Annotated in this window: 21 protein-coding genes; all 21 read left to right on the top strand. The window is 64.7% G+C overall.

Annotated features, from left to right (window positions below):
* The first annotated feature begins 79 nt into the window (after positions 1–79).
* The gene (gene mnxG / locus FEM01_RS04075) at positions 80–5,914 is read left to right on the top strand and encodes a manganese-oxidizing multicopper oxidase MnxG (RefSeq protein ID WP_138217983.1); all 5,835 of its coding nucleotides are present in this window, start codon (positions 80–82) and stop codon (positions 5,912–5,914) included.
* Between the two features lie 1,176 nt (positions 5,915–7,090).
* Positions 7,091–9,067 (top strand): beta-propeller fold lactonase family protein, encoded by a 1,977-nt coding sequence (locus FEM01_RS04065; RefSeq protein ID WP_138217981.1) that lies wholly within the window; start codon positions 7,091–7,093, stop codon positions 9,065–9,067.
* Positions 9,064–9,717 (top strand): SCO family protein, encoded by a 654-nt coding sequence (locus FEM01_RS04060; RefSeq protein WP_138217980.1) that lies wholly within the window; start codon positions 9,064–9,066, stop codon positions 9,715–9,717. The genes FEM01_RS04065 and FEM01_RS04060 overlap by 4 nt, the downstream gene beginning before the upstream one ends.
* Positions 9,714–10,370: an SCO family protein gene (locus FEM01_RS04055; protein ID WP_138217979.1), complete on the top strand. Its 657-nt coding sequence runs from the start codon at positions 9,714–9,716 to the stop codon at positions 10,368–10,370. The genes FEM01_RS04060 and FEM01_RS04055 overlap by 4 nt, the downstream gene beginning before the upstream one ends.
* Positions 10,371–10,441: 71 nt before the next feature.
* Positions 10,442–11,935, top strand: coding sequence for a cytochrome c/ABC transporter substrate-binding protein (locus FEM01_RS04050; protein ID WP_240791727.1), 1,494 nt, complete (start codon positions 10,442–10,444; stop codon positions 11,933–11,935).
* A 105-nt stretch (positions 11,936–12,040) separates the two neighbouring features.
* Positions 12,041–12,694, top strand: coding sequence for a SurA N-terminal domain-containing protein (locus tag FEM01_RS04045; RefSeq protein ID WP_138217977.1), 654 nt, complete (start codon positions 12,041–12,043; stop codon positions 12,692–12,694).
* Positions 12,695–12,932: 238 nt separating this feature from the next.
* Positions 12,933–13,466 (top strand): response regulator, encoded by a 534-nt coding sequence (locus FEM01_RS04040; RefSeq protein WP_138217976.1) that lies wholly within the window; start codon positions 12,933–12,935, stop codon positions 13,464–13,466.
* A 54-nt stretch (positions 13,467–13,520) separates the two neighbouring features.
* Positions 13,521–15,212 (top strand): GspE/PulE family protein, encoded by a 1,692-nt coding sequence (locus FEM01_RS04035; RefSeq protein ID WP_138217975.1) that lies wholly within the window; start codon positions 13,521–13,523, stop codon positions 15,210–15,212.
* Positions 15,193–15,987, top strand: a complete 795-nt coding sequence (locus FEM01_RS04030; protein ID WP_138217974.1) for a hypothetical protein — start codon at positions 15,193–15,195, stop codon at positions 15,985–15,987. The genes FEM01_RS04035 and FEM01_RS04030 overlap by 20 nt, the downstream gene beginning before the upstream one ends.
* 1 nt (position 15,988) lies before the next feature.
* The gene (locus FEM01_RS04025) at positions 15,989–16,531 is read left to right on the top strand and encodes a PilN domain-containing protein (protein ID WP_138217973.1); all 543 of its coding nucleotides are present in this window, start codon (positions 15,989–15,991) and stop codon (positions 16,529–16,531) included.
* Positions 16,518–17,069 carry a type 4a pilus biogenesis protein PilO gene (gene pilO, locus FEM01_RS04020; protein ID WP_138217972.1) on the top strand — a complete coding sequence of 184 codons (552 nt, stop codon included), beginning with the start codon at positions 16,518–16,520 and terminating at the stop codon, positions 17,067–17,069. Before FEM01_RS04025 ends, pilO begins: the two co-directional genes overlap by 14 nt.
* Positions 17,069–17,566 carry a hypothetical protein gene (locus FEM01_RS04015; RefSeq protein WP_138217971.1) on the top strand — a complete coding sequence of 166 codons (498 nt, stop codon included), beginning with the start codon at positions 17,069–17,071 and terminating at the stop codon, positions 17,564–17,566. Before pilO ends, FEM01_RS04015 begins: the two co-directional genes overlap by 1 nt.
* Positions 17,563–19,428, top strand: a complete 1,866-nt coding sequence (locus FEM01_RS04010) for a secretin N-terminal domain-containing protein (RefSeq protein WP_138217970.1) — start codon at positions 17,563–17,565, stop codon at positions 19,426–19,428. Before FEM01_RS04015 ends, FEM01_RS04010 begins: the two co-directional genes overlap by 4 nt.
* A complete protein-coding gene (locus FEM01_RS04005; protein ID WP_138217969.1) occupies positions 19,425–19,898 on the top strand; it encodes a type II secretion system protein in 474 nt (157 codons plus the stop codon). Before FEM01_RS04010 ends, FEM01_RS04005 begins: the two co-directional genes overlap by 4 nt.
* Before the next feature lie 5 nt (positions 19,899–19,903).
* Positions 19,904–20,281, top strand: a complete 378-nt coding sequence (locus tag FEM01_RS04000) for a type II secretion system protein (protein ID WP_138217968.1) — start codon at positions 19,904–19,906, stop codon at positions 20,279–20,281.
* A complete protein-coding gene (locus FEM01_RS03995; RefSeq protein WP_138217967.1) occupies positions 20,256–20,777 on the top strand; it encodes a type II secretion system protein in 522 nt (173 codons plus the stop codon). Before FEM01_RS04000 ends, FEM01_RS03995 begins: the two co-directional genes overlap by 26 nt.
* Positions 20,774–21,166, top strand: coding sequence for a curli production assembly/transport protein CsgE (gene csgE, locus FEM01_RS03990; RefSeq protein WP_138217966.1), 393 nt, complete (start codon positions 20,774–20,776; stop codon positions 21,164–21,166). The genes FEM01_RS03995 and csgE overlap by 4 nt, the downstream gene beginning before the upstream one ends.
* On the top strand, positions 21,163–21,576 hold the full coding sequence (locus FEM01_RS03985) for a curli production assembly/transport component CsgF (protein ID WP_138217965.1): 414 nt from the start codon (positions 21,163–21,165) through the stop codon (positions 21,574–21,576). Before csgE ends, FEM01_RS03985 begins: the two co-directional genes overlap by 4 nt.
* Positions 21,577–21,618: 42 nt before the next feature.
* A complete protein-coding gene (locus FEM01_RS03980) occupies positions 21,619–22,464 on the top strand; it encodes a CsgG/HfaB family protein (RefSeq protein WP_138217964.1) in 846 nt (281 codons plus the stop codon).
* A gap of 156 nt (positions 22,465–22,620) precedes the next feature.
* Positions 22,621–23,094 carry a YbjN domain-containing protein gene (locus FEM01_RS03975; protein WP_138217963.1) on the top strand — a complete coding sequence of 158 codons (474 nt, stop codon included), beginning with the start codon at positions 22,621–22,623 and terminating at the stop codon, positions 23,092–23,094.
* Positions 23,091–24,041, top strand: coding sequence for a peptidylprolyl isomerase (locus FEM01_RS03970; RefSeq protein WP_138217962.1), 951 nt, complete (start codon positions 23,091–23,093; stop codon positions 24,039–24,041). The genes FEM01_RS03975 and FEM01_RS03970 overlap by 4 nt, the downstream gene beginning before the upstream one ends.
* Positions 24,042–24,044 lie beyond the last annotated feature (3 nt).

The following is a 24,044-nucleotide window of genomic DNA, read 5'->3' as shown; positions in this document are numbered from 1 at the left end:
TTGAAAAAAAAGAATTTTTTAGCTGGCACAACGCTTGCTGTAGCCCTTCGCAGAGTCCCAAGCGCCCTGGAGGTGCCCGATGACGACGATTCTGCGCAAAGGCCCGGCCGTGTCCACCCTGATCCTCGCCTTGCTCGGCTGGCATGCCGAGGGCCAAGCCGCTGTTCAGTGCCAACGCACCCTGACGGCCCAGGTGGTGGCCCTCGACCAGCCGCTGATGTTCAACCGCCTCGGCGCCCAGAATGCCAACGGCATGCTCTACGCCTTGCGTCAGGACGTGGTCGACGAACATCAGGTGCCACTCAGCCGGGGTGGCGCGGCGGTGCCAGGTAAAGTCACCCTGCGTGCGGACAAGCGTCCACGCCCGATCGTGCTGCGCGTAGCCGCCGGTGACTGCCTCACGGTGCAATTGACCAATCTGCTGGCGTACCAGGCCAACCCCAACAAGCATGGCATCGAGCCTGAAGCCCCCGAGGACGAGACAGAGGATGCAGGCGAACTGCCCGAAACCGAGAACCTGCGGGCGTCCGTCGCTGACGAGCAGGTTACCGATCGGCACGTCGGTTTCCAGGTCAATGGCTTGCAGGCAGTCAACAGCATCGCCGACATTGCCGCCAATACCGGACGTAACGGCAATTTCCTGGTAGCCCCGGGCGCGAGCCGTAGCTACACCCTCTACGCCGAGCGAGAAGGCGCCTTCGCCGTCACCAGCCAGGGCGCGACGTTTGGCGGGGAGGGCAACGCCGGCAATGTCGCCAACGGCCTGTTCGGCCAAGTGGTGGTGCTACCCAGAGGCGCGCGCAGCTACCGCAATACCCTGGCCGAGGAGGAGATGCGCCTGGCCACCACCGGCCGCACCGCCACCGGCCAACCGGTGATCGACTACGAAGCGCGTTATCCGCAGCGCGAACCCTGGCTCAGCGAGGGCAAGGCCGGTAAACCGGTGATCGCCATGATCGATGGCAACGAGATCCTCAACAGCGAGACTGACGCCATCGTCATGGGCCCTAACCCTGACGGCAGTTTTCCCGCCAGCACCTACCCGTTGGAGAGCGTCGGCAAGCGCAACCCGGCGCTGCCCAATCGGCTTGAGGCGTTTCGCGATTTCGCCTCGCAGTTCGCCGATGAGGTGGCCGGTACCCAGGCCTTCCCCGGCTATTGGGCAGACCCGGTGATGGGCCATGTGCTGGAGCCTGCGCGGGATTCGTTCATGATCAACTACGGCTCAGGCGGGATGGGCGCCGAGGTGGTGGCCAATCGCCTGGGCGTGGGGCCGATGCACGACTGTTTGTCTTGCGCGTACGAGGAGTTCTTCCTCAGTGCCCATACCGTGGGCGATATCGGCACGTTGGTGGATGTGCCGGCCAACGTCGGGCTCGAGCACATCCGCCCTGGTGAAGTCCCGCCGGCCAGTGCCACCGGGGTCAAGGCCAGCATGGCGCTGTACCCATCCGAGCCTGCCAACGTGCACCACAGCTACATTGGCGACTTCACCAAGTTCCGTAACACCCACAACGGCCATGAACAGCACATCTTCCACCTGCACGGGCACCAATGGCTGTTCAATCCGAACGACGATAACTCCGATTACATAGACGCCCAAGGCATCGGGCCGGGGGTTGGCTACACCTATGAGATCGCCAACGGCGGTTCGGGCAACCGCAATCGGGTGGCCGGGGATGCGATCTATCACTGCCACTTCTATCCGCATTTCGCCCAGGGCATGTGGGCCATGTGGCGGGTGCATGACGTGTTCGAGCCGGGCACCCGGCTGGCGGTCAGTGGCGAAGGCGAGGATGGCTTCCACACAACGCCATTTGCCTTGCGCAGCGGCAAGCCGGCCCCTGGCGCGCGCGCCCTGCCTGACGGCGAGATCATCGCTGGTACGCCCATTCCTGCCATCGTGCCACTGCCTGGCAAGGCCATGGCGCCGATGCCGGGCAAGGTCAGCGTGGTGCCCAAGCTCGGTACTCGCGTGCCTGAGCCGCACGAGGACGCGCCGCAGGAGGGCGCTGAGCCGGTCGCCGCACCGGTTGCCGTGGGCTCCCTGGCCTTGGTCGACCGCAGCGAGAGCAACCGCAATGCCGACGGTTCGCTGAAGAACCCCGGCTATCCATTCTGGATCGGCGGCATGGAAAGCAGCGTCGGCCAACGCCCGCCAACGCCGCCGTTGGACATGCTCGACCCGGCCTTGGCGCGGCAACTCAAGGACAGTGGCAAGGCGCTGTGGGCCAACCTCGACCCCAATCAGGTAGATGGCTGGGATGGTGGCCTGGGGCGCCACGCCTTGGACGGCGTATCGGCCGGGGGTGAGGCGGTGACCACCACTACCAAGCTGGACTTCTCCAAGCTGGTGCACAAGGCCAAGCCTATCTACCTGCCAGAAGAGGGCACCGAAGTCGAGCAGGCCGCCATGCAGTTCCATGCCAAAGCCGAGCATCCAAGCTTTGCCCAGATGCCCGGCAGCAGCCCGGTGGCCAAGGCGTTCCGTACCAACGGCGCGCTGCCCACAGCGGGCGCGCCGTACTACGAGCCGTGCATGGACGACCGTGGCAAGCGCCTGACCCAGACCTCCGGGGTTGGTGAGTTCTTCAGCGGCGAGAGCCTCACCGGGCTCAATTTTCGCGGCGCTTCGACCTTCACCGCCGACCGTCCGCGCATCTACAAGGGGGCCAATATCCAGTTCGATGCGGTCTACAACAAGGTTGGCTATCACTTCCCGCAGGCGCGCATCTTGGCGTTGTGGGAGGACGCCTGGCCGGTGATCACCAAGCAGCGCCCGCCCGAGCCGCTGGTGATGCGCATGAACACCTTCGACTGCACCCAGTACGTGCATACCAACCTGATCCCGTCGTTCTACGAGATGGACGACTACCAAGTGCGCACGCCCACCGACGTGATCGGTCAGCACATTCACCTGCCCAAATGGGACCTGACCGCCGCCGATGGCTCGGCCAACGGTTGGAACTACGAGGACGGCATTCTCTCGCCCGGCAGCGTGGTCGAGCGCATCCAGGCGATCCGGGCGTTCAACCAATGCAGCGAGGCCGATACACGCGATGGCACCGCAGCCTGCCCGAAAGCTCGCCAGCACCCGTACTTTGGGCGCTTTGGCCGGGCCGACTGGCTTGGCGCGCGTACAGCCATGCAGCGCTGGTTCGCTGACCCGTTGGTCAACGTGCATAACGTCGACCGTGGGCTGGGCACCATCTTCACCCATGACCACCTCGGGCCGTCGACTCACCAGCAACTGGGCCTCTATGCCACCGTGCTGGCCGAGCCTGCCGGTTCTACCTGGTTCCACGCCGAGACAGGCGAAAAACTCTACAACCCGGCCACCCGCCAGGACGGTGGCCCGACCTCGTGGCAGGCGGTGATCCAGACCGGCGACCACGATGGCGATGGCAGGAACGACAGCTATCGCGAGTTCTTCCTCGAATACAGTGATTTCCAGCATGCCTATGAGGCTGGCGTCTACGTGGGGGCAGGCCCGGACGGCGTACCCAATGCCCAGGCCTATCCGGCCACCGCCGACAGCTTCCGCTACGCGATCAACCCGCCAGTGCGCCAGAAAGCTTCGACGTTGCTCGAATCGGTGGTCGAGTCGCGTGGCGGGCTCAACCCTGGCTGCCCGACACGGCCGTGCCCGCAGGCCATTTCAGTGGACGATCCTGGCATGTTCGTCGTCAACTACCGTAACGAGCCGCTGGCGCTGCGGGTGTTCGACCCGAACAAGGTGGCCCCGGATGGCAAGCGCGGCATGCAGGCCGATGGGCTCGGCGGAGATCTGGCCTATGCCTTGCAGACGCGCACCGACCGCGTCATTGCAGCGATGAACCTGGCGCCCTCGGCGATCACCCAGGCGGTAGGCCCCACGGGGGGGACCACGCGCTTCCCGCCGCACATCAACCAAGGCACCGAGCCGGGCGACCCGTTCACGCCGTTGCTGCGTACCTACTCGGGCGACAACGTGCGCCTGCGTATGCACGCTGGCGGCCATGAAGAGGAACACAACGTCACCTTGCATGGGGTGAAATGGCTGCAGAATGGTTCGGGCTTCGGTAACAGCTCCAACTCGGGGTGGAAAGCCTCGCAGATGGTGGGGATCTCCGAGCAGCTTGGGTTCATGGCGCCGGTGTCGATGATCTCCAGCTCCGCGGCCACCAACGGTGATTACCTGTACTCGTTGGACGCCGCGCTGGAGGGGTACTGGAACGGTATCTGGGGCATCATGCGCAACTACACCACCCAGCGTGCCGACCTGTTCCCGCTGTCGAACAATCCGCAGCCGGTGGCCATGCGCAACACCGTGAACTTCGATGGCATTTGCCCGAAAACCACGGCCAACCCCAATGGCATTGGCAGCCGGCCGACGGTCAAGCGCAGTTACGAGATCGTCGCCGCGCTGGCCAACGACATCCTGATCAACAGCCAGGGCGTGAGCCTGACCGACCCGGCCAGCATCGGCCAGCATGTCGGCGCAGCGCTCAAGGCCAACGGCGGCACGCTGGTGTTCAACAGCCGCAAGGTGACGATCCCGTTAGCCACGGTGACCGACGCGGAGGATGGCATCACCTTCACCGTCGGTGGGCACAGTTCGCCGCTGCATGATCCAACCGCCGTGCTGTACGTGCGCAAGGCCGACCTGGATACCAGCACCGGCAAGCTCAAGGCCGGGGTGCCTGTGGAGCCGCTGGTGCTACGCGCGAATGCTGGCGACTGCATCAGCATAACCCTGGAAAACCGCTTGCCCTCGGTGATGCCCGACCTGCCCAGCACGGCAGTGATGCAGAACGTGGTCAAGCGTGATCGCAACGCTGGCGAGGGTTCCACGGCGTTCAACAACAACCTGATGCGCCCCTCCAGCCACGTGGGTCTGCACGCGCAGTTGCTGGCCTACGACATCACCAAGTCCGATGGCGTGAACGTTGGCCTCAACCCGCTGCAGACCGTGGCGCCACGGGTGGGCAGCAGCGGTGCCTGGCCGACCCGTACCTACCAGTATTACGCGGGGCACCTGGAGCGTGAGGGTAAGCCGGTGCTGCAACTGGGCCGTACGGTGGACAACATCGAGGCTACGGCGATTGAGTTTGGCGGCCTGAATCTGACCCCGGCGGATGTCATCAAGCAGCCGCAGAAGGGCTTGGTGGGGGGGATGAGTGTGTTGCCGCAGACGGCCACCTGGACCGAGGACACCGCCAGCCGCGCCCAGGCGACGGTGAAGGTCAGTGGACAAGCGGATTACCGCGACTTCGTCACGGTATGGCAGCGCGCGCTGAACATGCGCTGGGCCGACGGTCGTCCGGTGGAGGGCATCGCGACCGAGGGCAACGGTGTGCCGGGGGATCCGAAGGACAATGGCAACATGGCGATGAACTACAAGACCGAGCCGCTCTGGCTGCGTTTTGGTCGGGCGCCGGATGCGCCGTTCGGGCATGCCGATGGAGCCGGGTTCGCCGATGTGCCTAACGCGCATATGGCTTATAGCAATGCGTTGGTCGGTGGGGATCCGCAGACGCCGGTGTTGTGGGCCAAGCCTGGTCAGCCGGTGCGTAATCATGTGCTGATGCCAAGCGGTGGTAGTCGGGGGATCACGTACCAGCTCGATGGGCATTTGTGGCCGCTGCACAGCTATCAGGCTGAGAAAAGCGATGTGAATGGGTATCCCATGGGGCTGCCGGGGATTGGCTCGGTGCGCTTTGGCTATAACCCGATGTCGATTTACATCGGGGCCCAGGAGAGCGTGTTGCCGGCGGCGCACTTCAGTTTCATGCTGCCTAGTGCTGGGGGGGTGAATGGGGTGCCTGGGGATTATCTGTTCCGGGACTATGCGGCTTATGGGAATACGTCTGGGTTGTGGGGGTTGTTGCGGGTGACTCAGGAGGCGCCTCCGGCGGTGGCGCCGGCGCAGTGACGGGGTAGGGCGGGCCTGCTCTTGTGGGGTTACGGGAGTGGGCTTGTTTCTCTGGTGTCATATTGGTTTGATTGGTTTGATTGTGCTGGGAGTTGTATTTGCATTCATTATTGATATTGACTTTGAGTCAACTTTCCGCCCTGACGGCGGGTAACTTTTTGAAGGATCAAAAAGTCACCAAAAAATCCTCGCTCCATTCATTCGGCCCCTGCGCTGCGCGCAGGGGTTCCCTCGCTACGGTGACTTGCGGGCCCGCGCGGCCTCCGACTTGCTGCGCAAGTCTACATCTCGCGCCTTCGGCTGCGCCGAAGGGTGCTGCGCACCTTGGGCCCTCCAGTCACCTCCGCTCGGCCTACTGAAGTCGCGAAGTTAGGGGTGGCGCCTGTACTTGCGCAGCTAACCGCTAGTTACAGTTGTGGGAACTCTGGGTTACAGGACTGCGCCAAGCCTGAATCCAGCGCTGCACCTGAGCGGCCTTGTGCCGCGAACACCGGCGTAGCCGGTGCCATCCACCGCGTTGCTTGCTTCGCGGGCAAGCCCGCTCCCACAGGATTGTGCACAGTCTGAATTGCACAAAACTTCAAACATTGAATGTCACACTTGTGAAAGCATGTTTGCTGGAGTGCCGCATCACCGCGAATACATAAACTCAAACAACACATCCATCACTTCAAATAAATAATTCTGCTGCTCTTGCTTCTAAGCGCGCAATAGTCCAGGCGCCGCCAATTGCGACTTCAGGAGGCCGCGCGGGCCCGAAAGGCGCCGGAGCGAGGGAACCCCTGCGCGCAGCGCAGGGGCCGGATGATGGAGCGAGCGGTTTTTGCCTACTTTTGCCCAAGAGCAAAAGTAGGTCGCCGTAAGGGCGAAAAGGTGACTAAAAGTCGACATCGCCGATGAATGCGCACACATCTACCAAAAAACCACCCTAACCCCCCCCGACCCCGACCAACCCCCACCAACCCCCGCCTTCGGGCCACGCCCCCGGGGAATCCTCCCCAACTTTCTCTCCTTAACCCCCCAACCCCCTGATAAACAAAAACTTCCAGCCATGGCATAACGCTTGCTTAGCCCATACCAGCGTCCCCATCTCAGCAGGAGGTGCAGCATGCTCATCCCGCCCCAACGCCTCACCCCATGCCCGCATTCACCCACCCCAAGAAAAAGGTGCAAGCCATGAAGCGCCGAATGCACCCTGCCTACATCGGCATGCTCCTGGGATGGGCCCTGATCGGCCTAGGCGTCGCCTACGAAAAACTCTGGTGCGATCCACGCGAATTGCTGCAACAGACGCCCGATCCCGACACCCAGCACCGCCTGAGCCGCGACGGCGTGACCGTCGAGTTCGAAGCCCATCCACTGACCCCAGGCCCGCTACGTGAAGGGGACTTCGCGAGTATCCGTTTCAAGGTCAGCGACCAAAGCAGCGGCAAACCCCTCTCTGGCATGGCGCCTGGCGCCTGGCTGGACCCCGCGCAGTCCGCCCCGGCCGGCGATCGTGACAGCAGCTGCAAGGCGCGGGTGGCGTTGTTTCTCAAAAGCAGCATCGGCGCGCGGCCCTTGTTGGACCTTAACAGCTACTTCCTGCTGATGATGAACAAGGATGCCAGCCTCACGGTCATCGACCCCACCGTCTCGGTCGGCGGAATCACCAGCACCCTGGCACGCATCGAGCTGCCAGGACGGCCAATGGACTGGGTCGCCAGCGCCGATGACAAACAGGTGTTCGTGTCCATGCCGGAGCGCAACCAGGTGGCGTTGATCGACACCGACACCTTCACCCGCGTCGCCACCTTGCAGGCCGGCGAGCAACCGTTTCGCGTGGCCTTGCAACCCGACCAGCGCCAGCTGTGGGTGGGCAACAACAGCAGCGACCCCAGCAAAGGCGGGGTGAGCGTGATCGACGTGCCCAGCCGTACCCCGCTCAAGTCATTCATCACCGGCGCCGGGCACCACGAAATCGCCTTCAGTGCCGACTCGCGCTACGCCTTCGTCAGTAACCGTGACGCCGGCACCTTGAGCGTGATCGACATCGCCGAGATGCGCCTGCTCAAGACCCTAGAGGCCGGTCCGCATCCGCTGTCGGTGAGCTATTCGGCGCTGTCCCAGGCGGTATACGTGGTCGACGGGCAGCAGGGCACGGTGCGCGTGTTCGATGCCCGCCGTCACCAACTGCGCCATACGCTGCAGGCCGAGCCGGGCCTTGGCCCGATGCGCTTTAGCCGCGACGGACGCTTTGGCGTGGTGCTCAACACCCTGGAAAGCCAGGCGCTGGTGATCGACGCCAGCAACGACCAACTGATCCACCGCATCCCGGTAGCCGCCGAGCCGTACCAGCTGACCTTCACCAAGGGTTACGCCTACGTGCGCGGCCTGGCCTCGCCGAAAGTGAGCATGATCAATCTGTCCAGCCTCGGGCAGGGCCGTGCGCCAATCGTCCAGGGCTTCGAAGCCGGCCCGGCGGCGCCACGTCAGGCCGGTGACCTGCCACTGGCCCAGGGGTTGAGCGTGTCACGCGATGACAACGCGGTGTTCGTGGTCAACCCGGTGGACAACACCACCTATTTCTATGCCGAGGGCATGAATGCGCCGATGTCCGGCTACAACAATCGCGGCCACCAGGCCCGTGCGGCGATCGTGGTCGATCGTAGCCTGCGCGAAGTGGCGCCGGGGGTGTATGGCTCGACCATCAAACTGCCGGCCGCCGGTGCCTTTGACGTGGCTTTTTTGCTCAACCAGCCGCAGATCATCCATTGCTTCAGCACCGAGGTCGCGGCGCTGCCGCAGACGGCGCGGCGCCAGGGGCTGCATGCCGAGTTCCTCGACACCGCCCAGCCATTACAGCAACACGATCCGTTCGTGGCCAGGGTGCGCATTCTCAGTGACGACGGCCAGCCGCGCCTGGGCCTCGACGACCTGAGCCTGCGCTACTTCCTGGCCCCCTCGTCACTGCCACGCAACTTACCCCTGACCGAAGTCGGCGAGGGTGTGTACCAAGCCTCGTTGCAGTTGGCCGAGGCCGGCGCCTGGTACCTGCATGTGCAGTCCCCAAGCCTTGGCCGCAAGTTCGCCGAAGACAATTACACCAGCCTACGCGTGCTGCCTGCCGCGACACCAACCGCTTCCCAAGGGGAACCCAGGAGTGTGCGATGAAGCCTGTCTATGCCCGCAAACTGTTTGCCTTGAGCCTGCTGTTCGCCAGCCCATTGGTCCTGGCTCACGCCGGCCATGACCACGCCGACAGCTCCAGCTCGCCGCCCGCGTTGCGCCAGGAGAAAACCAATGTGCGCTTCGCCGATGTGGTATTGCTGGATCAGGACGGCATGCCCGTGCGCCTGGAGAAGGACCTGGTCAGCGATCATCTGGTGGTGATGGGCTTCATCTACACCAGTTGCACGACCGTGTGCCCGGTGGTTTCCTCGATCATGGGCAAGGTCCAGCAGCAATTGGGCGGGCGCGTGGGCGAGGAGGTGCGCCTGGTGTCGATCAGCGTCGATCCGCAGCGTGACGACGCCAAGCGTCTGGCCAACTATGCCCGAGCTTTCCAGCGCGGTCCTGGCTGGAGCTGGCTGACGGGCTCGCCGTATGCCATCAGCGAGACCCTCAAAGGCTTGGGCAGCTTCAGCGCCAACCTTGAGGAGCATCCCCCGCTGATCCTGGTCGGTGACGCGCGCAGCGGGCATTGGACACGTTACTACGGCTTTACCGACCCGGCGTTGCTGGTCACGCAGATCAACCGTTTGAGTGCGCGTCGCGTGCACGCCAAGAGCACGGCCATCGCCGGCCAGGCGGTGCAGCCATGAGCAGCGTCAGCGCCCGTCGCGCGGGTATGCGCAGCTTCGACTGGGTAGTGCTGGCCGCCTGCCTGTGGATCCTGGCCTCGGTGGCCTTCGCCCACGAAGGCCATGCCCCCACGCCGCAACCGGCACCGCCGCCGATCAGCAGTGGCGGCGGCACGCGGGATGCGCAGACTTGGTTCACCGACACCGTGCTTACAGACCAGAACGGTCGGCAGTTACGCTTCTACAGCGATGTACTCAAAGACAAGGTGGTGATGCTCAACGTGATCTTCACCCACTGCAACGATGCCTGCCCGCTGATCACCCGCAAGCTGCGCGAGGTGCGCGAGGCGATGGGGCCGGCGCTGGCTGCGCAGGTGACCTTTGTCTCGCTGAGCAGCGACCCGCTCAACGATACCCCCGAGGCGCTCAAGGCCTTTGCGCGTCAGCAGGAGGTGGATGTGCCGAACTGGCTGTTCCTGACCGGTGACAAGGCCAGCGTCGACCTGGTGCTGGGGCGTCTTGGTCAGTTCCTGCCAAGCCCTGAGCAGCATTCCACGCAGTTGATCGCAGGCGATGTGGCGGGCAAACGCTGGAGCAAGATCCGCCCCGATGCGCCGCCAGCGGCCATCGCTCAGCGCATGCAGTTGCTTATCCAACCCTTGGCCGGGCGCTGAAAGCCATGCGCCGGACAACCTGTAGCGATAGCCTGGCGACGTGTGAATCGCGTTACGGCTGGCGCTGGCTGATGCTCTTAGGGGGGCTCGCATTAAGTGCCCAGGCGCAGGCCCTGTCGCTCAACGCCCAAGAGCAGGCCGGTAAGCGCCTCTACCGCGAGGGCCTCTCCAGCAGCGACGCCCAGTTGCTCGCCCGGGTCGGCCCGAGTGACCTGCAAGTGCCGGCCAACGTGCTGCCCTGCGCAGGATGCCACGGCACCGACGGGCGCGGTCGCCCCGAAGGTGCCGTGCGTCCACCCAGCCTGGATTGGCAGCGCCTGGCCGCAGGGCCGGGCCTGCGCGAGATGAACGGCCGACGTTATCCGGCCTACCGGACTGCCACGCTGGCGCGGGCGATTGGCACCGGGGTCGATCCCGGCGGCAATCGGCTGGATCCGAGCATGCCACGTTTCGAATTGAGCCTTGCCGACCAACGCAACCTCACGGCCTACCTCATGCGCCTGGCCGATGATCGCGACCCTGGCGTCGAGGACGAGGTGCTGCGCCTGGGCACGTTGTTGCCCCAGGACGGTCCGCTGGCCGAGGCCGGACGGGTGGTGCAAGCGGTGCTGGAGGACGGCGTCGAGCAAATCAACCGCCAGGGCGGCCTGCACGGTCGCAGGCTCCAACTGGTGGTGATCGACCCAGGGCGTGAGGCTGTCAGCACTGCGCAGGCGTTGCAGCGGCTGGCGCAACGGCAGGTATTCGCCTTGATTGCACCGTTGGCGCCGCTGCTCGACAGCGCCGCGCTGGAGCGCGAGCGTTTGCCCTTGGTCGGGACCACGCCGCGTGGTGGCGGCGGGGTGTGGGTGTTCGACCCGTTACCGGCAGTGCCCGAGCAATTGCTGAGCGTGGCCGCGCATGCCCGCATTGCCTTGGGCTTGGCGCCTGATGGCTTGCAAGTGGTGTATGCCGGACACGACCAGGCCGAGGCCGCCCAGAGCCTGCGCCAACGGTTGCAGCAACTGGGTTTTTCCCCTGGCCCCGCGCAGCCGTTCGAGGGCCAGGCAATGGCGGGTGAGGGCATCGTTTTTCTGGGCCAGGCGCGGGCCTTCGCGTCACTCGCCAACGCGTTGGCCAGCGCGGGACGCACGCCTTACCTGCTGGCCGCTTCCAGCCAGGTGTCCGGTGCACTGCCCGACCTGTCGGCGCAATGGTCGCAACGGTTGTTGCTGGCCTACCCCTTCGTCCCTGGGGATTGGAGCGTAGCGGGGCGCCAGGCCCTGGACCGATTGCGTCAGCGTCAAGGCCTGGACACACGGCAGACGGCACTTCAGGTCAGCACCCTATGCGCCTGGCGTTTGCTGGTCGAGGCACTGCGCCAGGCAGGGCGCGATGTGAGCCGTGAGCGATTGGTGGCGGCACTTGAGCAATTGCACGACATCGACACGGGCCTGACCCCGGCCCTGGGCTTTGGCCCAGGCAGGCGTCGCGGGCTGGCAGGGGCGCACGTGCTGCAGGTGGGCTTGCCAGGCCCGAGCTTTACCGAAGTCGCGCCGTACAGCGCTGTGCTACAGGCGCCTTGACGGTTTGCCGGGGCGGGCTTGCTGCGCATTCCCAGAAACCCTGGGGATGGGATCGACAATGCCGGTAATCGCGGGGCAAGTTCGCGCCTGCTTGGAGGTTTGGCCATGCGTATAGTGATGATGTGCCTGCTATTGCTGCTGAGTCCGTTCAGCCGTGCCGACCAAGCGGTGGCCAGGGTCAATGGCGTGGACATTGGCGTGCTGCGCCTGGAGCACTATTTCAGTGAGTTTCTTCAGGCCCACGGGCGGGCGCCGACCAGCATCCGCAACCCCCAGTTGTATCGACGCCTGCGTGACCAGGCGCTGGACGAACTGATCGACAAGGAGCTGCTGTGGCAGCACGCCCAGCGCCTGGGCATCGTCATCAGCGAGGCAGACGTGGAGGCGCAGGTGGCGGCGTTCGAAGCAGCGCTCGGCGGCTCGGCGTCGTTCGACCGTCGCCTGAGCGCCGCCGGTTTCGACCGTCCAGGCTTTGCCGACTATACCCGGCATGAGTTGGCCGCCCAGCAGGCCTATGCACGACTCACCGAGGTGGCCGAGCCTGACGCGGCCGAGGTGCAGGCCTTTTGGCTGGCCAATCGTCACCGATTCGAAGAAAAACAGAACCAAAGTGATAACACTTCAGTCTTAACCCACACAGACATTGAGTCGCAACGGGCCATGGCCCGTGACCTGCTGATGGCACACAAGCAAGCCCAGGCGCGCTATTCAGTGCGCCAACGTTTGCGTGAATCCGCTACAGTGGAGCGCATCGACTGAGGCCGGCGCGTGCGTTTCCCCACTCCTGGGGAATCGTCTCAGGGCAAAGTGCTATCAGTTCCCCCAGTTATGGGGAACTGCCGCCACCGCTGCCCTGAAGGCGTACGAAAGTCTCAGCAATATCAACCGCTTGCAAGCGGTAAGCAACAATCCTTCATGCCTGGCACGAAGACTGCTCAAGCCTCTACAAGGCCGCACTTCGCAGACCGGGAAACCGGGCAGTTCTTGGGAGTGGACCTTGGTGAACAGAGTATTGGTAGTCGACGACGAACAGACCCTTGCGCAAAACCTGCAATCGTATTTGCAGGCGCAAGGCCTGGAGGTCCAGGTTGCCCACGACGGTGCCAGTGGTATTGGCCTGGCCGAGCGCCTGGCGCCGGATGTGATTGTGCTGGATTACCGCTTGCCCGACATGGAGGGGTTTCAGGTTCTGGAGACCGTACGCAGGAACAGGTCGTGCCATTTCGTGCTGATCACCGCCCATCCCACCGCCGAGGTGCGTGAGCGGGCCGCCGAACTGGGTGTGAGCCATGTCCTGTTCAAGCCATTCCCGCTGATGGAACTGGCCCGCGCGGTTTTCGACCTGATGGGGATAGAGCGCCAGCGCAGGGCCACGGACCGACCGGCCGAGGGGTTCGTCGAACGACGCCAGAACAGGAACCAATCGTTCCCCCTGCAGTTGTTCGATGGCAGCTGGGTACTGGCCGACCGCCGCCGCAATGGCGAGAAGCCCGCCGAACCTGACGACGATCAGCTACTCACCGGGGAATAGCGGCGCCCCACGCATCACTGCCTGCGGCGTCGCCCTTGAGCGGAGTCGCAGGCAATGGCACAGGCATTCGATCCAGATCCGCTGGCCCTGTCGCAGCCCGGTTATCCCCGCGAACTGTTGGCACAGGCCCGCCTGCAAGCGGGCGAAGAGCGCCTGCTTGCGTGCCTTGAGCGTCTTTCGTGCGACAGCCCCGGCGTGTTCACTCAGCGCCTGGCCAGTACCTTGCGTTATCCATTGCTCGATACCCAGGCGCTGTTCGCCAGCACTCCGGCCTTCGCCCACGTCAGTCTGGCCCAGTGCCTGAAACGCGAGTTCGCGCTGGTGGAGCGGGGCGGCGAGCTGATCGGGGTGTTCGCCGATCCCTTCGATAGCGCACGCCTGGCCTGGATCGATGACTGCCTGCAAGGCGCGCCGCTGTACCTGACGCACGCCGCCGACCTGGCGGCATTTCTGGCCCGCCACGAAGAAAGTTTCCATGCCGTCGACGCGCTCGACCCGGGCGCCGAGGCGAGCGGCGAAGGCGATGCCCTGCAACGGTTGTCGCTGACCAGCATCAGTGAGGACCAGAGCCGGGTGGTCAAGCTCGTCAACTCCACCCTGTACGACGCCCTCAAACAGCACGCCAGCGACATCCACCTAGGCATGACCGGCCAGGGCCTGACCATCAAGTACCGTATCGACGGTGTCCTCAATGGCGCCGGCAAGGCCAGCGGCAGTGCGTTCGCCGAGCAGGTGATCTCGCGCATCAAGGTCATGGCCGAGCTGGACATCGGTGAGAAGCGCGTGCCCCAGGACGGTCGTTTCAAGGTGGCAATCGGTGATCGGCAGATCGATTTTCGCGTGTCGATCATGCCAAGCATCTTCGGTGAGGACGCGGTGTTGCGGGTGCTCGACAAGCAGGACTTGTCCGATCAGGTCAGTGGCGTGCAGTTGCAGGCCCTGGGGTTCGAGGAGCACACCCTGCGCGCCTTGCGCCGGCTGGCGGCCGAGCCCTACGGCATGATCCTGGTCACCGGCCCTACCGGCAGCGGCAAGACCACCACGCTGTACGCCATGCTCAGCGAGATCAACCATGGCGTGGACAAGATCATCACCATCGAAGACCCGGTGGAGTATCAGTTGCCGGGCGTGCTGCAAATCCCGGTCAACGAGAAGAAGGGCCTGACGTTCGCCCGTGGCCTACGCTCGATCCTGCGCCACGACCCGGACAAGATCCTGGTCGGCGAGATCCGTGACCCGGATACCGCGCAGATCGCGGTGCAGTCGGCGCTCACCGGACACCTGGTATTCACCACCATCCACGCCAACAACGTATTCGACGTGATTGGCCGCTTCAGCCAGATGCAGGTCGACCCCTACAGCTTCGTCTCGGCGCTCAACGCCGTGCTGGCACAGCGCCTGGTGCGCCTGGCCTGCACTCACTGCGCGGTGCCATGCGAGCCGGACGATGAGCTGCTCGGTGCCTCGGCGCTGACCCGCGAGGCGGTCACGGGCTGGCATTTCGTGCGCGCCCAGGGCTGCGGCCAGTGCCGTGGCAGTGGCTACCGCGGACGCAATGCGATTGCCGAATTGCTGCACCTGGACGACGACCTGCGGCAGATGATCGTCGAACGCCGCCCACTCTCGCAGATCAAGCAGATGGCCTGCCAACGCGGCCTACGCCTGCTGCGCGCCTCGGCCCTGGACCTGGTCCGCACGGGCCGCACCACACTCGAGGAGATCAACCGTGTCACATTCACTGTTTGATCGCGGCGCGTGCCGCTATTGCGCCGTGCTCGGCGCCGAGGGTGTGGGCCTGGGACGTTGGCATGGCCAGCGGCACCAGTGGCTGGGCAGCCAGGCGTTCACCTGCCAGGCGGCGCAACCGGCTTGGGCCGCAGCGTTGCTCGCCCTCGATGGCCTGCTGACCGAACACCAAGTCAACGGTGCCCCGTTGCAGATACTGTTGTCAGCACGCTTCAGCCGCTTCTGCCTGGTGCCGTGGAGCGATGCGATTGGTCATCCGCGCGAGCTGTATGCCTACGCTCAGGCCTGCTTCGAAAACCTCTACGGGCAGGCTCTGGATGACTGGCGCATCGTCCTGTCGCCCGAGCCTGCCGGGGCTGCGCGCATCGCCACGGCATTGCCCGAGGCGTTGCTGCAAGGCTTGCAGGCGCAGGGCCAGCAGCGTCATCTGCGGCTGCGTTCGGTGCAGCCATACCTGATGGCCGCCTACAACCACTGTCAGGCGCAACTTGAACCTGGGAACTTCCTGTTTGTGCTGGCCGAACCCCGGCGCAGCGTGCTGCTGCTGGCGGCCCACGGTTGCTGGCAGCAGGTGCTGGCCCAGGGCTGCGCCGATAACGACCAGGCGCTGCAGGCGCTGATCGAACGCACCGGCGAGCTGTATGGCGAGCCACTGCCGCAGGTGTACCTACATGCTCCAGGTCGCCAGGCGGCGTTGAGCCTGGCCGCGGTGCAGCTGTGCAGTGGGCTGGCCGAGGCCGATCCGCTGTGCGCGATGTGGCGAGCGGTGGCCTGACATGCGCCGTCTCGACCTGGAGTTTCAACCACGCCAGAGCCGCCCGCTGGCCTGGGCGCTGCTGATCTTCGGCGCTGCACTGGTCGGTTTGCTGGTGCTGGCCCAGCAGCAACTGATGAGCGAGCAGGCAGGCCTTGAGGCCCGCGTGCATCGGCTCGAACTCAGGCTAGGCCGCCGCTCGGCCACTGCCGCACCGCAAAGCAGCGCGGCAGTACGCGAGCAGGCCGAGCGCCTGGCGCAGATGCGCAGTGTTTCGCAGCAACTGCAGCGGCCCTGGCAACAGCTGTTCGCCATGCTCGAAGCGCTGCCACAGGAGGACGTGGCGTTGCTTAGCCTGACCCCCGATGCACGCAAGGGCCAGGTACGCATCAGCGCTGAAGCCCGCAACCTGGAAGCCATGCTCCAGTACCACCAGCGCCTCGAGCGCAGTGCGGCGCTGTCGGATGTGTCGCTGCTCAACCATGAGGTGATGGCGGGGCAGGCCGAACATCCGGTGCGCTTCAACCTGACAGCCACCTGGGAGACCGGTCATGCGCGTCCCTAGCCTGATCCTGTACGAAACCCTTGCACGCCTTGGTCGGGTAGGCCTGAGCGCTGTGCTGATGGCGCTGTTGGCCTTGGTACTGACCCTGGCCTGGGTGCTACCGCAGTGGCAAGCGGTGCGCGAACTGCGTGCCAGCGAGGCTGACGCCAGCGTGCAGGTCAAGCGCCTGGAGCGTGGCGAGCTGAAGGTCCAGGTCAAGCCCGAGCAACAGGTACTGGACGATTTGCGCCAGCAACTGCCCGGCCAGCCAGAGGCCAGTGCGCTGATCGAGCGCCTGTACCACCTGGCCAGCGCCGAACGCATCAGCCTGGCGCGCGGCGAGTACGCCTTGGGCGTGGACCCTAAGACCCAGCTGGCGCGCTACCAGATCGTCCTGCCGGTGCGTGGCAGTTACCCGCAGATTCGCGGTTTCCTCAACGCGCTGCTCAGTCAACTGCCGACCGTGGTCCTGGAAGACCTTGAACTGCAACGCCCGCGCATCGGTGAACGTGAACTCACCGGTCGGGTGCGCATGACCCTTTACCTGTCGAGGTCGTGATGAACAGTCGGCGTAGCGTGATGTGGATCGGTTTTCTTGGGGTCAGCGCCGCCTTGGCGTGGGCGCCCGGACACTGGTTCGAAGACCAACAGGGGGTTGCGCCGCAGGCGCAGCGAGCGGATTCGCACAGGCCTGCGCTGGCGCCGCTAGAGGCGAGCTTACCGCGCGATGAGGCCAGCGCCCCGCGTGATCTGTTCCCCAGCCAGCAATGGACCGCGCCGCAGCAACTGGCCACGGTCACTGAGGCGCCACCGGTGGTCAGCCCGGTCATCGTGGCGCCCACCGCGCCTGCGTTGCCGTTCCAGTTTGTCGGCCGGCTGGGGGATCGGGACGACCTGCAAGTGTTCTTGCAGGACGGCGAAAAACTCTACGTCGTGCGCCAGGGCGACGTGATCGAAGACACCTACCGCCTCGACCATGTCTCGGCCAACGAGCTGGGCCTGGTCTACCTGCCACTGCACCAGCTACAGACCTTGTCTGTCGGGAGCGCCCCATGAAGCCTTCGAAGTCGAGCAAGCCCGCTCCGTTCCTGCTGTTGGCGCTGTGCGTGGCCATCGCCGGGTGCGGCACCAGTGCAATTCGCAAGGACAGCGCCGAGCTGATCCAGGACGGCCAGTACGAGGCCGGCATCGCCCGCCTGGAAGAGGCCCTGCGTGACAAACCGCGCGACACCGAGCTGAACATTGCCCTGGCGCATGCCCGGCAGACGGCGGTGGAGGCGCTGCTGGCCCAGGCCGACAGTGACCGTGCGCGGCATGACTTCGCCAATGCACGCATGGGGTATGGCCGCGTGCTGACCCTTGAGCCGAACAACCGCCGCGCCCAGGAAGGCGTGCGCCAGATCGAGCTGATCCGCACCCTCGACGAGCGCGTCGCCCTCGGCCAGGCAGCGCTGCGTCAGGGCGACCTGTTCGGCGCCGAGCGTTTCATGCGCGAGGTGCTGCGCCTCGATCCGCAGAACCAGAAGGGCATCATGCTGCGCACTGACATCGAGAACGTCCAGGCCCGCACTGCCACGCCTTATCCGCAACTGCGCAGCCGCCTGGAGCGGCCAGTCACCCTGGAGTTCCGCGAAGCCAACCTCAAGACCATCTTCGAGGTCCTGGCCCAGGTGGCCGGGATCAACTTCATCTTCGACAAGGACCTGCGCCCGGACATGAAGGCGACCATTTTCGTGCGCGAAGTGCGCATCGAGGATGCCGTGGCGCTGCTGCTGGAGCAAAACCAGTTGCACCAGAAGATCGTCAACGACAACACCCTGCTGATCTACCCCGACTCGCCGCAGAAAACCAAGGACTATCAAGAGCTGGTCATGCGCACCTTCTACCTGACCAGCATCGACGCCAACACTGCGCTGAACATGGTCAAGACCATGCTCAAGACCCGTGACGTGTTCGTCGACGAACGCTTGAACACCCTGACCATGCGAGACACCCCAGACGCCGTGCGCATGGCCGAAAAACTCTTGCAGTCGCAGGACCAGTCCAATCCCGAGGTGGTCCTGGAGGTGGAGGTGATGGAGGTGGCCCGCTCGCGCATCCTCGACCTTGGCTTGCAATGGCCCAACACCTTCGGCGTGATCAACAGCGACGGCAGCTCGGTGGGCGTGCTTGACCAGTTGCGAGGAATCAACTCCAGCCGCATCAGCATCTCGCCGGCGCCGCAGGCCAAGATCAACGCCCAGGACAAGGACATCAACACCCTGGCCAGCCCAGTGATCCGGGTGAGCAACCGTGAGCAGGCGCGCATTCACATCGGCCAGCGGGTGCCGATCATCAGCGCCACCTCGGTGCCGTCCACCCAGGGGCCGGTGATCACCGAGAGCGTCACCTACCTCGACGTGGGCCTGAAACTCGAAGTGCAGCCCACTGTGCACCTGAACAACGAGGTGGCGATCAAGGTGGCGCTGGAGGTCAGTAATGCCACGCCGCTGGAGGCGACCCGCCAGGGCACCATTCCGGTCCAGGTCGACACCCGCAACGCGCAGACCAGCTTGCGCCTGCACGATGGCGAAACCCAGGTGTTGGCCGGCCTAGTGCGCAATGACCACAACGCCAGCGGCAACAAGATCCCAGGGCTTGGCGACATCCCCGGAATCGGGCGGCTGTTCGGCAGTAACAAAGATGACATGAGCCAATCCGAGCTGGTGCTGGCGATCACCCCGCGTATCGTGCGCAACCTGCCGTACCAGAGCCCTTCGGACATGGAGTTTTCCACCGGCACCGAGTCGAGCTTGCAGGCGCGTCAATGGGTCCAGCCCGCGCCTGCCAATGCGCTGCCGGTCGAGTCGTACGGTCAGCCTGGCGTACAAGAGCAGATGGCAGTGGTGCCGGCCGTGCCTGGGAGTTCGCGGCCATGAAGCGTCGCCAGCAGGGGTTCAGCCTGATCGAGGTGGTCATCACCCTGGCCTTGTTGGGGCTGTTGGCCAGCATGGCGGCGCCGTTGACCGAGACGTTGGTGCGCCGGGGCAAGGAGCAGGCATTGCGTGAGGCGCTGTATCAGATCCGCGATGCCATTGATGCCTACAAACGTGCCTTCGACGCCGGCTACATCGAAAAACGCCTCAATGGTAGCGGCTACCCGCCGAACTTGCAGGTGCTGGTGGATGGGGTTCGCGACGTGCGCAGTGCCAACGGCGCGAAGTTCTACTTCTTGCGACGCATTCCCCACGACCCGTTGCTGCCGGCCACACACGACGATGGGGGGGGCTGGGGCCTGCGAGCCTATGCCAGCAGCCCGGAGAGTCCGCGCGAGGGCGATGATGTTTTCGATGTGTATTCCAAGGCCCGTGGCAAAGGCCTGAATAACGTGCCCTACGGGCAGTGGTGACGGCCATGCAACGACGCGACCGCGGCTTCACGCTGATCGAACTGCTGGTGGTCATGGCGATCATCGCCACCTTGATGACCATCGCCTTGCCGCGCTATTTCAACAGCCTCGAAGCCTCCCGCGAGGCGACCCTGCAACAGAGCCTGGCGGTGCTGCGCGAAGCGCTGGATCACTACTACGGCGATACCGGACGCTACCCCGATTCGCTCGAGCAACTGGTCGAGCAGCGCTACCTGCGCAACACCCCGGTCGATCCGATCACCGAACGCCGTGACGGCTGGCAACTGGTCCCCCCGCCTGAAGGGGTGAGCGGGGGTGTGGCCGACATCAAGAGCGGTGCCACTGGGAGGGCGCGCGATGGCAGCCTCTACGCCGACTGGTGAAGCAGGCTTCACCTACCTGGGGGTGATGCTGCTGATTGCCATCAGCAGTATGGCCCTGGCCGCCACCGGGACGCTGTGGGCCACCAGCGCCCAACGTGATCGCGAACGCCAGTTGCTGTGGGTCGGCGGCCAGTATGCCCAGGCGCTGCGCAGCTACTACCGGGCCTCGCCGGGCCTGGCGCAATACCCCAAGGATCTGGCTGACCTGCTTGAGGACAACCGCTTCCCTTCGCCGCAGCATCACCTGCGCCAGCGTTACCCGGACCCGATCACCGGGCGTGACGACTGGGGCTTGCTGCGGGCGGTGGATGGCCGGATTACCGGCGTGTACAGCCTCTCGGATGCGTCGCCGCTCAAGCGCAGCGGTTTTGCCGCAGCCTGGAGCAGCTTCGAAGGGGTCGAGCACTACAGCGACTGGCAGTTCGTCGCCGAGCAGGCCTTTGCCCAGAGCGCCGCCAGCGCGCGCCAGCATGCAGGCCCAGGAGAGGCGCCATGAAGCGCCCTTGGGCGGTACTGGTGCTGTGCCTGGCGCTGCTGTGCCAGGCCCGCGCAGCGGTGGAGGACGAGATGATGGGGTTCATCGTCGATAACACCATCTCGCACATCGGCCACAGCTTCTACAACGCCTTCAGCGACCGCCTGCGTGCCACCAGCCGGCTGGATTTCAACCTGGTGGTGCGCGAACGCCCGGATGCCCGTTGGGGCAGCCTGGTCACCGTGGAGTATGAGCGTGAAGTGGTGTTCAAGCGGTTCCTGGCGCCGAGCACCACGCAACTGACCGACGAGGCCGCCGCGGCCGCCGACCAGGTCCGTCAGCTGATCGTCGAGCGCAAGCTGCAACGGTTGCTGCAGGACACCACCGATCTGGAGAGGGACGAGCTATGAACATTCAAAAGCCCCAGCGTTTCGCCGCCTGCCTGCTCAGCGCAGGCCTCTGCTGCCAGGCCCTGGCCACGGAACTGGTGTACACCCCGGTCAACCCGGCCTTCGGTGGCAATCCGCTCAATGGCACCTGGCTGTTGAACAACGCCCAGGCGCAGAACGACTACGACGACCCGGACCTCAAGGGCCGCGGTTCGGCTTTCGCCAGCACGTCGGCCCTGGAACGTTTCACCAATCAGTTGGAGTCGCGCCTGTTGGGGCAGTTGCTGGACAACATCAGCAACGGCACCACCGGCAGCATGTCCACCAATGCGTTCCTGATCGATGTCATCGACAACGGTGGCGCCTTGAGCATCCGCGTCACCGACCGTGCGACCGGGGAAATCTCGATCATCCAGGTCAGCGGCCTGTAAGCCCGTCGCAGGGCCAGGTCTTCTTTTGGGGAGAGCACCACCATGAAACGCCTGCTGAGCACCCTGTTGATGATCGTCGTACTGCAAGGGCTGCAAGGTTGCGGCCTGCGTGAACCGATGCCGGCCGAACACGAAAGCGAAACCCCAACCCTGACGCCGCGGGCCTCGACCTACTATGACCTGATCAACATGCCGCGCCCACGTGGACGCTTGATGGCGGTGGTGTATGGATTCCGCGACCAGACCGGGCAGTACAAGCCAACCCCGGCCAGTTCGTTCTCCACCAGCGTCACCCAGGGTGCGGCGAGCATGCTGATGGATGCCCTCAACGCCAGCGGCTGGTTCGTGGTGCTGGAGCGTGAAGGCCTGCAGAACCTGCTGACCGAGCGCAAGATCATCCGCGCCTCGCAGAAGAAGGCCGACGTGCCGGAGAACATCCAGGCCGAGCTGCCCCCCTTGCAGGCGGCCAACCTGATGCTCGAAGGCGGCATCATTGCTTATGACACCAATGTGCGCAGCGGCGGGGAGGGCGCGCGTTACCTCGGTATCGACATCTCCCGCGAGTACCGGGTCGACCAGGTGACGGTCAACCTGCGGGCGGTGGATGTGCGCACCGGGCAGGTGCTGGCCAATGTGATGACCAGCAAGACCATCTATTCCGTGGGGCGTAACGCGGGGGTGTTCAAGTTCATCGAGTTCAAGAAGCTGCTCGAGGCCGAAGTCGGCTATACCACCAACGAGCCGGCGCAGCTGTGTGTGCTGTCGGCCATCGAGGCGGCGGTCGGGCACTTGTTGGCACAAGGCATCGAGCGCCGTCTGTGGCAGGTAGCCGAGGGCGCGGAACCTGCGGTGGTGGACAAGTACCTGAGCCAGAACCACCAGCCTTGAGCGAGGCGGTGGCGGTCATTGGAGGGCGGGTTCAACACCTCTGGGTATTTGTGTCTACGCTTGGGGATGTTGGTCGAGCGGTGCGGCCGTCTCGGGCGGGCTGTTCGACAGTGATGTCAGGTTAAGACGCCTTTACCCACTCAAGGAAGACAGCACATGACAGAAGTCACCCTCATCAATGCCGTGAGCGCCGATTCCCTCACTCAACTGCTGCAAGACGCCGGTTACCGGGTCAACCGCAGCGAGCAGAATTCACTGGTGCAATTGCTCAGTGCGAGCCAGGGCGTAGGGTTTGCCGTGCGGTTTGGCAATCGCGCGCCGGCCACACAGGCGGATTTCTACGATTTCACCTTCAGTTGCGCGTTGCGCATCCAGGGCGAGTTGCCCGCCGGCCTTGCCGAACGCTGGAATGCCACGCGCCGTTTCGCACGGCTTTCGGTGCAGGGCGAATTCCTGGTGATGGAGATGGACGTGGTGGTGGCCGACGGGGTCAGCCCGAAGTTCCTGCAAGGTAGCCTGCTGCTGTGGGACCGCCTGCTGCAGGAGTTCATCGTGTACCTGCGCGACTACAGCCGCAACCTTGCGCAACAAGCGCCTGAACAGGTGGCCGACGCGGTCAACGCCTCGTGAGTGCGCGCAGGTTGTGGGTAGGCGCCGGTGCACTGGCCGGCGTTGCTCTGGTGGTGGCCATCATCGTGCGTCCAGAGGCTGCTTCGGTGCCCGCGTCAGCGCGTACGCCGCAGGCGCCGGTGGATACCGGTCCGGCCTTGGCCCGGCTAGGCGAGCAACAGGTTGGCGGCGATGAACTCAAGGCATTGTTCGCCCAGTTGCCGGAGGATGCCCGCCAGCAACTGCGGGCTGACCGCCCGGCACTGGAAGCCTGGATCCGCGCGCGCCTGGCGGAGAAGGCCTTGTTCCAGCAAGCCGAAACCCAGGGCTGGTTGCTGCGCCCGGATGTTCAGGCGCGCATTCGGGCGCTCAGTGAGCAGGTCGTGCTGCGTGACTACCTGGCATCGGTCAGCCGCGTGCCCGACGACTACCCCAGCGAGGCCGAGATCCGCCAGGCCTACGAGGCGGGCAAGGCGGGCTTGCAGTTGCCTGCGCGCTATCGTCTGAGCCAGATTTTCCTGCGGGTCGACAACCCGGCGCAGGAGGCGTCCGTGCGCCAGCAGGCTGTGGCGCTGGCCAGGCAGGCCCAGGGCAAAGACGCAGATTTCGCCGCGCTGGCGCGTGAGCACTCGCAAGACCAAGACAGCGCCGCTCTGGGTGGCGACACCGGGTTGCAGGCACTGGCGCAGCTGTTGCCGGAGGTGCGCGAGGTGGTCCCGAAGATGAAGGACGGGGGGATCAGCGATCCGGTGCGCAGCGTGGCGGGTTGGCACGTCATACAGTTGCTCGAGACCCAGCCGCCTCGTGCGGCGACCTTGGAGGAGGTCGCCCCGCGCTTGCGCGAGCTGTTGCGAGCGCAGCGCCAGGAACAGTTGGCCAAGGCGTATGTGGAAGGGATGTTCGACAACGCGACGTTGAGTATCGACGGCGCGGCCATCAACCAGGTGCTGGAGCACACGGGCAGCTGATAC

The sequence above is a fragment of the Pseudomonas mosselii genome (assembly GCF_005796105.1).
Classification (GTDB): Bacteria; Pseudomonadota; Gammaproteobacteria; order Pseudomonadales; family Pseudomonadaceae; genus Aquipseudomonas; species Aquipseudomonas mosselii_C.
This window is presented reverse-complemented; position numbering and strand designations above follow the sequence as displayed.